We start from the raw sequence: 11,008 nt of genomic DNA, 5'->3' as shown, positions 1-11,008 counted from the left end.
AATTATTCAACAATGAAAAAATATATAAAAAATAAAATTTCAATCCTTGCGCCTTTAGTAGTGGCTTCCGCTCTTTTGGTTTCTTGTTCAGAGGATTTTCTGGAGCCAGATCCGCTTTCGTTTTACGAACCAGAAACTACATTTAGTACTGAATCTGGATTGCAGGCGGTTTTAGCAAGTGCCGATAAACAACTTCGTAACAACTACATTCACTATAATAGTGCAAGCAACAGTGTGCCTATTGGAACAGAATATGTTTTCTCGGATATGGCAAAATATGGAAAAACAGATAATAGCAGTACGATTTCTGATTTTGCTAATACGATAGTTCCAACGGGAAGTTTTAAAACAGCAACAAATGATGATTTTTACCTGGGATTTTACTGGGATGAAGCTTACACAGGTATTAAACATGCTAATACTGTATTGACTTATATTGATAATGTGACAAGTTTAACAGAAGAAGTTAAACGTAAATATATTGGTCAGGCTTATTTCCATAGAGCTTATCGTTATCTTAATTTGGTTTATCAATTTGGAGACATTCCGTTGATTACAAAAATTTTAGAAGTTCCGAAGCAGAGTTATTATTCTACTAAAAAAGAAGCCATTATTGAAATGATTACAGCCGATATGGAAAAAGCTGTAGAGTGGGTGCCAGATCAAGCAAAATTGCCTTATTTAGGCGTGGTGAACAAAGGAGCATGCCGTCAGTTATTGATTAAATGTTACTTGGCTTCAGGCAGATTTAAAGATGCAGAAAATCAGGCAGATATACTGATTAATTCATCTGGCTATTCTTTAATGCAAGCTAGTTTTGGAACTTTTGATCCGGGTGGAAATCCGACAACATGGACAATTAATAGAAATGTGATCTGGGATTTACACCGACCTGAAAATAAGGTTATTGCAGGTAATAGAGAAGCTATTATGGTAATGCCAAATGGTGGAGTACAGTCATTTTTGCCATTCGCTTCAATGAGAATTTTTGGACCTAACTGGAATTCTGCAACTGTTACAACTCCAGATGGAAAACAAGCAGCAAATCGTTTTGCCTCAAACAACACTGCAAATTATCAAGCTAAATACGATTACGCAAGAGCGCTTGGGCGTGGTATTGCTACAATTAGTGCTTCTTACTATTCACAACATCCTATGTGGGTTGTAAATGGTGTTGAAGACAAACAAGATCTTAGACATAACAGCACAGTAGGTAACTGGGTAAATATGGAAGATCTTAAATATAGTGATAGAACTTCTACATTTTATGGTCAAAATTTTAGATTAAGAAATGGCACCACTTTATTGTCAAAAGATACGCTGCGTGAATGGTTTGATTTTCCGTTATATAAAATATATCTGCATGATGTTGTAAATGAAACAAATCCAAATGCTACTGATTTCCAAGGCGCTAGTACTGGAAGTAAAGCACATTGGTACTTATATCGTTTGGCTGAAACTTATTTATTAAGAGCCGAAGCACGTTTTTATCAAGGTAATGTTGGTGGAGCAGCGCAGGATGTAAATGCAGTTAGAGCTAGAGCAGGCGCATCACAAATGTATGGTACAGTAACGATTGGTGATATTTGCGCAGAAAGAGGAAGAGAACTTTATTTGGAAGAATGGAGAAATGTCGAGTTAAAACGTATTTCGCACTGTTTAGCACTGAGTGGAAAACCAGACGAATGGGGTCAGACTTACAATAAAGCCAATTGGGATAAACAATCGGGAACTGATGCAGCGGGTGGTAGTTATTGGTATCAACGTATTGCGCATTACACGTTATATAACAAATACCCAAGCGGAATTGTGGTTCCAAATGGTACTAAGTTTTATACGATGGATAAACGTAATAACTACTGGCCAATTCCAAACAGTGCTATAACGGCAAATATTAAAGGTAAATTGAGTCAGAACTACGGTTATGATGGCTATGATCCTAATGTTAAGGTTTGGGATAAATGGCAAGATGCTGTTGCAAATGAAAGTCAGCTTTAAAAAAATGTTTTTTACCTATTTAGATTAGGTTGTCATGTTTTGGACTTAAATAATATCTCTGCTGTAAATGCAGCAGAGGTATTGTTTATTAGTATTGCCAAAGTTTATATAATCAGCAATCTGCTTTTTAAGCAATTTGCTACTGCTGATTTATTTCCAAATAATAGATTTAATATTTATTTGTAACGCATTATTTCATCAATAGAGATAATGTCAGAGCTTTTTATTGGAATAAATCAAGCAAAATTTAAACGTCGCTTTTTCAATTAAAAAAAATAAGAAATGAAATTTTACCTTTTAAGGTTTGTGCTTGTAATTGCTGTTCTGACAGTGATTTCTGGATTTGTTTCAAATGCAGAAAAAGCGCTTAGAGATAAAGAATACAAATTAGTTTGGAGTGATGAATTTTCGAAAAACGGAGTTCCAAATGAAAAGAATTGGAATTACGAATCGGGTTTTGTGAGAAATGAAGAAAACCAATGGTATCAAAAAGAAAATGCCTACTGCAAAGATGGATTTTTGATTATTGAAGCGAGAGAAGAAAATAGAGCAAACCCAAATTTTATTTCCAAAAATCATCATGACTGGAAAAAACAAAGAGATTCTATAAAAGTCACTTCTTCATGTTTAATTACTCGCGGAAAGTATTCCTGGCAATATGGCCGATTCGAAATGCGGGCTAAAATTCCGGTAAAAAACGGAATGTGGCCGGCCTTTTGGACTTTGGGCATTGAAGGAAACTGGCCCGCAAATGGAGAAATTGATATTATGGAATATTATACCGGAAAAATTTTAGCAAACGCCGCTTGGAAATCAAACCAACGTGATGTTGCTTGGGACAGCCAAACAGTAAAACTGAGTGATTTTAAAGATAATTCGTGGGCAGATAAATTTCACATTTGGCGAATGGATTGGGATGCCGACTGGATCAGATTATATGTTGACGATCAGTTGTTAAATGAAATTGATGTGAAAGAGGCTAAATATTCAGATCAAAAAACACTTCCGTTTCAACAGCCGCATTATTTATTGGTCAATCTGGCTGTTGGCGGCATAAATGGAGGGGAGCTAACAGAAAACAGTTTTCCGTCAAAATACATAATAGATTATATCAGGGTTTATCAAAAAAATAATTAAAAAATGAGATTACAATATTCAATCATTATAAGTTTAATCAGCATTATAATGTTCAGTCAAAATAAAGAATTTGCGCCAGGAAAAGAATGGAAAGATACTGATGGCGTTCACATAAACGCACACGGTGGCGGAATTTTATTTGATGCTGGAACTTATTATTGGTATGGCGAATACAAAACAAGTGGAAAGTCTGGAAATACATCTTTAATTGGTTTCAGTTGTTATTCTTCTAAAGATTTATACAATTGGAAAAATGAGGGAATTGTATTAAAAATAGAAAGCGACCCAAATTCTGAAATAACAAAAGGATGCGTAATGGAACGTCCAAAAGTTATTTTCAATAAAAAATCGGGCAAGTATATAATGTGGTTTCACTTAGAACTAAAAGGCCAGGGTTATAATGCGGCAAAAGCGGCCGTTGCTGTAAGTGACAACCCAAAAGGCCCTTTCAAATTTCTAAAATCCTATCGTCCAAATAAAAGGGTTTGGCCAATGGGTTATAAAGAGGAATTCAAAATTGCTTCTGCCAATGAAAATCAGTTAAAATCATGGAGTCCTGAATGGTTGACAGCTATCAACAATGGTCTGCTTGTTCGCCGAGATTTTAATAAAGGTCAAATGTCCAGAGACATGACAGTTTATGTTGATGATGATGAAAAAGCATATCTGATTCATTCTTCTGAAGATAATTTGACGCTTCATATTTCAGAACTTACAGATGACTATTTAGATTTTACCGAAAAATGGACCCGAATGGCGCCTGCTGGCCATAATGAAGCGCCTGCTATTTTTAAAAAAGAAGGCATTTATTATATGATAACTTCTGGATGTACGGGCTGGGATCCAAATGAGGCTCGATCTTTTTCGTCTAAATCAGTTTTAGGACCATGGAAATCTTTAGGAAATCCATGTGTGGGTAAGGATTCGGAACTTACTTTTCATTCGCAAAGCACGTATATTCTTCCTGTTTCTGGAAAAAAGGAGCAATTCATTTTTATGGCAGATCGCTGGAAACCTGAAAACCCTATTGACGGAGGATATATTTGGTTGCCAATAAAAATTTCCAACGAAAAACCCATTTTGGAATGGGCTGATAAATGGAATTTGAACTCTTTTGCAGAAAAGCAATAAAATAAATAGTTGTAAACATCTGTAAATTGATAAATTAGAAGTTTCTAAATAAGTATATTATTTAAAAGATCAGGAAAATGAAAACACAGCAAAATTATTTTAAACAGAAATCACGTCTTGTCTTTTCTATGGTTATATGCTTTTTATATTTTTCAACGGCGCATGCTCAAAAAAAGAGAACAATAAAAGAAGCTGTTCCATTAGACTCAATTCGATTGAGCGACCCAGCTATTTTAGCAGATAAGAAAACCAATATGTATTACATGACGGGTACAGGTGGATTACTTTGGAAAAGCAAAGATTTAAAATTATGGAGCGGTCCTTATGAAATTGCCAAAACAGACCCAAATTCTTGGATGGGATCAAACCCAATGATTTGGGCCGCAGAATTTCATCAGTTTAAAAATAAATATTACTACTTCGCCACTTTTACAAATAGAGATAAAATAATAGACAAAGTTGACGGTAATACTATTGAGCGTCGCGCAAGTCATATTTTGGTCAGCGATAATGCTGAAGGTCCATACGTGCCAATGAAAGATGATATTTATTTGCCTCCCAATAAACCAACTTTAGACGGTACATTTTGGGTTGATAAAAATGAAAAACCGTATATGATCTATTGTTATGAATGGTTGCAAAACGGCAATGGAACTATTGAAAAAATTGAGCTTAAACCAGATTTAAGCGGATCAATAGGAGAGGGAAAATTGCTTTTTAAAGCAAGCGATTCACCTTGGAGCAGAGAAAAAGACGCAAAAGGAAATGACAAACCAAATAAAGTTACAGATGGCCCATATTTGTTTACAACTGGTTCAGGACGTTTAGGAATGATTTGGACGAGCTGGATTTATGATGTTTATACTCAAGGGGTAGCATATTCTAAAAGTGGCACTTTAGATGGTCCGTGGATTCAGGAAAAAGATCCTATCACGCCGCCAAACTTTGGTCATGGCATGCTATTTAAAACATTTGAAGGCAAATGGTTGATGTCGGTTCATAGTCATAAAAAAGTGGAAGGAAAAACAGTTAGGATTCCGAAATTTTTTGAGGTTGATTTATCTGGAGATAAGTTAGTAGTATTAAAAGAATTACAAAATTTTTAAAATGAATAAATTAAGAACATTCTTGTTTTTGGCTGTTATTTTCGGGCAATTGTTATTTTCACAACAAAAAGAAAATACTGAGAATATATTTCAGATAAAAAATCCTGATTTTAATACAAGTCCTTATACAGGAATGACAAAACAACATTGGAAAGATGCAGCACTTTATTTATTAGAAGGTGCATTCAGCTATGTTCATTCAATTGATGATCCGATGAAATTCCCAAAACAGGAAGGAAAAAGTTATCCAGCAAATGAATCTCAGGTTCCAACAGAAAAATTAGAAGGTCTTTGCAGAACTTTATTTATTGCTTCACCTTTATTAAAAGAAAATCCAAATTTAGTAATCAACAACATTAAAGTTGCCGATTATTATCGTTATCAAATCGGAAAATTAACTGATCCAAAAAGTTCATCATATATTGAACCACGAGGGAAAAATGGAGGTCCAAGCCAAAAATTAGTCGAATTTGGAGCTTTGGCACTTTCATTAATGACAAATCCAGATGTTTTATGGAAACCGCTTCCGCAAAAACAGAAAGACGATCTAGCCAAAATAATGTTGAGTTACGGCGACGGTCCAACAGTTGATTCAAACTGGAAATTTTTCAACATTTTTGTCTTAAGTTTTTATAAAGAACAAGGTTATGAGGTCAATGAAAAATTGCTTGTTGAGTATTTAGAAAAATCACTCAAACATTATCGAGGCAATGGTTGGTACAATGACGCTCCGGCTTTTGATTATTACAGTATGTGGGCTTTTCAGATGTATGGAACAATCTGGTCAGAGTTCTTCGGAAGAAAACATTATCCTGAATATGCATCTAAGTTTGCATCCAATTTTAGTGATCTAAAAGACAATTATCCATATTTATTCAGCAAAGATGGTGAAATGATTATGTGGGGAAGAAGCATCAGTTATAGAACAGGTGCCGTAGTTCCTTTTCCTTTAATGGGATTTCAAAACGATCCAAATACAAATTACGGATGGATGCGCAGAATTTCATCGGGTGTAATAAAACAATTTTTAACGCATCCTGATTTTATGAAAGACAATGTGCCTACGCTTGGGTTTTATGGTGCTTTCGAGCCAGCAGTTCAAAATTACAGCTGTCGCGGAAGTGTATATTGGATGGGGAAAATCTTTTTGGGTTTACTAGTTCCTGATGATAATCCGTTTTGGAAAAGCAAGGAAAACAACGGAGATTGGGAAAAAAAATTCAAAAAAAACGAGGTTTACAATAAGTATCAAGGAGACTCAAAAATCTTAATTACAGATTATCCTAATATTGGTGCTTCAGAAGTTAGAGCGTGGTGCCATGAAAAGGTAAGTAGCGACTGGCAAAAATTTAGATCAACAGAAAACTATAACAGATTATCTTATAACAGCGCTTTTCCATGGCAAGCCGATGGCGAAAATGGTGAAGTTGCCATGAACTATGTAATCAAAAATAAAAAGGATCAATGGGAAGCTTTTAGATTATACACTTTTAAAAAATTTGAAAACAACATTTATTATAGAAATGCTGTTTTAGAAACAGATGAAAGCATACAGTTCGACTTGACCGACATTCCTTTACCTAACGGAATTTTGAGAGTGGATAAAAATAATAGCGATAAACCAGTTTCAATGCGTTTAGGTCATTATGCGCTTCCAAAATTAGACAAAGAAATTATTACAACTAAAAAGAAAGTCGAAGGATACGAGGTTACCATTATTGATAACGGAAAATACCAGCTTGCAGTAATTCCACTTTTAGGATGGAATAAGACTGAAATTGTAAAGGCTAAAGGATTGCATCCAGAAAGCAGTGAAAGTACAGTGATTAATGTTGTTGCTAATTGTGAAACAAAAAACTCTAATATTTTTTCAGTTTTGATGCTTTGGAAGAAGTCAGGCGAAAAATGGAAGAATAAAGAGTTAGTTCCTGTAAAAATTCAAGAAAAAAACGGAACTGTTAGTGTAGAGTTTAATAATGGAACAAAGAAATTGGTTAATTTTAATGAAAAATAGCCAAATAGGGTATTGAATACAATCAGATTATCTTAACCCATTTCATAATATCTAATTAATTGACAGATGAATAAATTATATTTTCTTCTCAGCCTTTTATGTTTGGTTAGTACTTATGGGCAATCTGCACAAGATAAACAATTAGAAAAAAAATTAGATGAACTGCTTTCTTCGAAATTCAGCAAATTGGAACCTGGTTGCGAAGTATTGGTTGCAAAAAAGGGAAAAATCGTTTATAAAAAAGCATTTGGAAGCGCAAACCTAGAATTAAATGTACCTATTACTCCTGAAATGGTTTTTAAGCTGGGGTCTATTACAAAACAATTTACAGCTGTTGCAATTTTGCAATTAGTAGAGCAAGGTAAAATTTCTTTACAAGACAGCCTGCAGAAATTTGTTGCTGATTTTCCATCAAAGTCCAAAACGATAACTATTGAAAATCTCCTGACTCATACCTCTGGAATAAAAGATTATATGCAGATTGATTATCAGGAACCTAATTTAGAAAGGAGAGACTTTAATCCTACGGAAATTATAAATCTCTTTAAAAATGTTCCATTAGAGTTTGAGCCTGGAACTAAATATAAATACAGTAATTCGGGCTATTTTCTGTTGGGATATATTATTGAAAAAGCATCAGGTAAAAGTTATAAAACATATGTGCAGGAAAATATCTTAAAACCATTAGATTTAAATCATGTCTATTTTGACACTTCGAATAATCTTATCCCAAACCGAGTTAATGGATACCGAAAAGAAGGCACAACATTTAAAAACGCTGATTACTGGAGCATGACTATTGCATATGCTGCAGGTGAATTAATTTCAAATGTTGAAGATTTATTTAAATGGAACATTGGGTTGTATTCTTATAAAATCCTCAAAAAAGAAACTCTAGAGAAAGCATTTGTACCTTTTAAGTTAAAAGATGGAAGCGTAACAGAATATGGATATGGCTGGATACTAAAAAATCTAAATGGAATAAAATCCATAGAGCATGGCGGCGCCATAACAGGTTTTCTAACTAATGAAATATATTACCCCGAAGAGGACGTGTTTGTTGCCGCATTGTTTAATTGCGAATGTGCTCCGAAGGACGAATTATCAGTTGATATTGCCAGTCTTGCATTGGGAAAAACATTTCAAAATGAAGTAAAAGTAGATGTCGCCTTACTAAATGAATATATAGGTACTTATACATTATCGATAAATACTAAAAGAACAATAACAATCAAAAGAGAAAATGAGCATTTAATTGCTGAAATTTCAGGACAAGGAACAGTTCCTTTAATTTTTCAATCTGATACTAAATTCCAGTTTAAGAATATTCTAGGTGCAGAATGCGAATTTATAAAGGAAAATGGGAAGGTTACAAAATTTAATGTAAGTCAAAATGGGAATTTTGAATGGAAAAAAAATCAATAAACACATTGCATAAAAAAATCTGTAGGGTAATATTTAAAGCAATTTAAATGTAACTTAACTTTAATTGAGTAAGTATATTCAATTCAAATTTTTTATGTTTATTTGTTTTAACAAACGTTTAAAGTAAATTATTTATGCTTTCTGAGATCCAAAGCCTTCACGATGTATGGGAAACCAATCGTACTGTTAAAAGTACTAATCAGCATCAAATTTCATTTGATGATCTTACGAATTCAATTATCAGTACAGGACCATTTTCGTTCTACATAATTGATTTTTTCGATATGTCGCTTTCACACATCAGTCCTTCCTTGTTTACAATGCATGGGTTTGATCCAGAAACTATAACTTTTAATGATGTATTGGGAGCAATTCATCCTGAAGATATTGAGTTTGTAATAAAAGCAGAAGCCTTTTTGACCAAATTCTTTTATGAAAACATTGGGCGCGAAAAGCTTTTAACTTATAAGATTAGTTACAGTCACAGATGCCGTATGGAAAGTGGGGAATACGCTTTATTTAACCATCAAGCATTAATGTTGACCATGGATGATAATGGTGGTTATGGAAAATCGTTAAACATTCACACACGAATTGATCATTTGAGCAGTTTTAATACTTATAAAATATCTCTTATAGGCTTAAATGGCGAACCCTCTTTTATGAATTTGAGTCTTGACGAAATTAATAATGAATCCACGGAATTTTCTAAAAGAGAAATTGACATTATTAAGTTGATCGGAAATGGTTTAAATAATACTGAAATTGCTGAAAAACTTTTCATAAGCCCTTTGACAGTAAAAAAACACCGCAATAATATATTGACAAAATCCAATTCTAAAAACACCGCAGAACTTATTAAAAACTGCATACTTCAAGGGGTGATTTAGTTTTTAATAAAATGTTTATTTAGTTGAGTGCTTCGGTACTTTCCAATCGTAAACATTGTTCTGTTCCAAGATATAGAGGATTGCCATGTTTTTCAGACCAAAATCCATCAAGAAAATCTTTGGTAATACAGCGGTATACGACAACTCCTTTATAAATTTTATGATCATCACCCTTATAGCTAAAATTAATTACTAGAATATTGTCCTTAAAGAAACCGGTGCCTTTTTGCTTTTGAGTATCGTTAATAAGCCAGTTTGCAATAATTCGGTTGTTCTTATCTAAGGATAGAGTCAAAATCCCTTTATAGCTGATTACGTTGTTTTCTTCTTGGTTGCTTCCAGAAATAGCATATTTGCCTATTAAATCTTGTGTGGTCATTATATATTAGGTACAATTTAAGAAACAAAGAATAATGAATTTCTTGGTTCTTATAAAACAATTTATTGAAGCAAATATATTAAAGATATAAATAATAGCTTCACAAAGGAGTAATAGAAAGTTTAAACGATACATATATAATATAAGTAGATTATACTCAAGCAAACCCGATAGGTTTCCACAACCTGTCGGGTTTGCTTTTATACATATATGTATAGGGTAAGATTTACATTCCAATTTTCCGTAGAGGCGCACAGCAGTGCGTCTCCTGTGTAACGCAGACGCTTCGGAGAATTCAATTCTCCTATATATATATGTATAAGATGCCAGGTCGAGTGTCCCGATCCGTAAGATTCGGGAAGGAAGAAGATTTTTTGATAGGAATTTTGAATTTCGAGATTAGGAGTTTGTTTTTAATCAGGAGCTGATCCCGCTATCCGCTGCAATCTTTTGTGCCGAACCCCGGCACAAAAGGATTTCCGCTCCTATCGGGGCTATGGGGCCGGTTTCCAGAAAGAGATGATGTGGAATAAAGATGATTTTGGAAGAAAAGAGAGCGAAAAGCAGAAAAACTCTGCGCCTTTGCGCCTCTGCGAGACTAAAAAGCGCTTTGAAAACAAGCTTCGGACCTTGATTTATCTTCAAAAAGTAGCTTCAAAGAATAAAAACTCTGCAAAACCGGCATGCTGAAAGCGCCGAAAAACAAGGAAATCATAACGAAACTCAGAAAAAAGCCACGAACAGGCAAAAAAGCCTTTATTGTAAAGAAACGGTTATCAGCGAGTTAGGAAAAAGATGGAAAAAAGATCAAAAAAAGAGGATAAAAAAGCTTGTATAACTGGATAAAGGTGCTACTTTTGCACCCGCAACAACGAAAGACGTTCACTGAAACACTGGCAAGGAATACGGAATCAAACTGAGAAAAATT

General features: G+C 34.0%; 8 protein-coding genes. 7 read left to right on the top strand and 1 reads right to left on the bottom strand.

Features of this window, described 5'->3' with window-relative positions:
- Positions 1-12 precede the first annotated feature (12 nt).
- The 7 genes from RB619_RS13045 (at position 13) to RB619_RS13015 (ending at position 9,701) form a co-directional block, all read left to right on the top strand.
- The gene (locus RB619_RS13045) at positions 13-1,998 is read left to right on the top strand and encodes a RagB/SusD family nutrient uptake outer membrane protein (protein ID WP_308098077.1); all 1,986 of its coding nucleotides are present in this window, start codon (positions 13-15) and stop codon (positions 1,996-1,998) included.
- Between the two features lie 282 nt (positions 1,999-2,280).
- On the top strand, positions 2,281-3,135 hold the full coding sequence (locus tag RB619_RS13040; RefSeq protein WP_308098075.1) for a glycoside hydrolase family 16 protein: 855 nt from the start codon (positions 2,281-2,283) through the stop codon (positions 3,133-3,135).
- A 3-nt stretch (positions 3,136-3,138) separates the two neighbouring features.
- Positions 3,139-4,266 (top strand): glycoside hydrolase family 43 protein, encoded by a 1,128-nt coding sequence (locus RB619_RS13035; protein WP_308098073.1) that lies wholly within the window; start codon positions 3,139-3,141, stop codon positions 4,264-4,266.
- 77 nt (positions 4,267-4,343) lie between these two features.
- Positions 4,344-5,372 (top strand): glycoside hydrolase family 43 protein, encoded by a 1,029-nt coding sequence (locus RB619_RS13030; RefSeq protein WP_308098072.1) that lies wholly within the window; start codon positions 4,344-4,346, stop codon positions 5,370-5,372.
- Position 5,373: 1 nt separating this feature from the next.
- Complete coding sequence (locus tag RB619_RS13025) at positions 5,374-7,386, top strand: DUF2264 domain-containing protein (RefSeq protein ID WP_308098071.1); 2,013 nt, start codon at positions 5,374-5,376, stop codon at positions 7,384-7,386.
- Between the two features lie 66 nt (positions 7,387-7,452).
- Positions 7,453-8,811, top strand: a complete 1,359-nt coding sequence (locus RB619_RS13020; protein ID WP_308098070.1) for a serine hydrolase — start codon at positions 7,453-7,455, stop codon at positions 8,809-8,811.
- A gap of 134 nt (positions 8,812-8,945) precedes the next feature.
- Positions 8,946-9,701 (top strand): LuxR C-terminal-related transcriptional regulator, encoded by a 756-nt coding sequence (locus RB619_RS13015; protein ID WP_308098069.1) that lies wholly within the window; start codon positions 8,946-8,948, stop codon positions 9,699-9,701.
- A gap of 19 nt (positions 9,702-9,720) precedes the next feature.
- On the opposite strand, the gene RB619_RS13010 is transcribed toward RB619_RS13015, so the two are convergent.
- Positions 9,721-10,080 carry a hypothetical protein gene (locus tag RB619_RS13010; protein WP_308098068.1) on the bottom strand — a complete coding sequence of 120 codons (360 nt, stop codon included), beginning with the start codon at positions 10,078-10,080 and terminating at the stop codon, positions 9,721-9,723.
- Between the last annotated feature and the right edge of the window lie 928 nt (positions 10,081-11,008).

Origin of the sequence: Flavobacterium sp. LHD-80, assembly GCF_030929605.1 — a bacterium.
Taxonomy (GTDB): Bacteria; Bacteroidota; Bacteroidia; order Flavobacteriales; family Flavobacteriaceae; genus Flavobacterium.
This window is presented reverse-complemented; position numbering and strand designations above follow the sequence as displayed.

What these genes read in the sequence shown, in the direction of transcription:
- RB619_RS13045 (WP_308098077.1), top strand. Translation starts at nt 13, where the DNA reads ATGAAAAAATATATAAAAAATAAAATTTCAATCCTTGCGCCTTTAGTA.
- RB619_RS13040 (WP_308098075.1), top strand. Translation starts at nt 2,281, where the DNA reads ATGAAATTTTACCTTTTAAGGTTTGTGCTTGTAATTGCTGTTCTGACA.
- RB619_RS13035 (WP_308098073.1), top strand. Translation starts at nt 3,139, where the DNA reads ATGAGATTACAATATTCAATCATTATAAGTTTAATCAGCATTATAATG.
- RB619_RS13030 (WP_308098072.1), top strand. Translation starts at nt 4,344, where the DNA reads ATGAAAACACAGCAAAATTATTTTAAACAGAAATCACGTCTTGTCTTT.
- RB619_RS13025 (WP_308098071.1), top strand. Translation starts at nt 5,374, where the DNA reads ATGAATAAATTAAGAACATTCTTGTTTTTGGCTGTTATTTTCGGGCAA.
- RB619_RS13020 (WP_308098070.1), top strand. Translation starts at nt 7,453, where the DNA reads ATGAATAAATTATATTTTCTTCTCAGCCTTTTATGTTTGGTTAGTACT.
- RB619_RS13015 (WP_308098069.1), top strand. Translation starts at nt 8,946, where the DNA reads ATGCTTTCTGAGATCCAAAGCCTTCACGATGTATGGGAAACCAATCGT.
- RB619_RS13010 (WP_308098068.1), bottom strand. Translation starts at nt 10,080, where the DNA reads ATGACCACACAAGATTTAATAGGCAAATATGCTATTTCTGGAAGCAAC.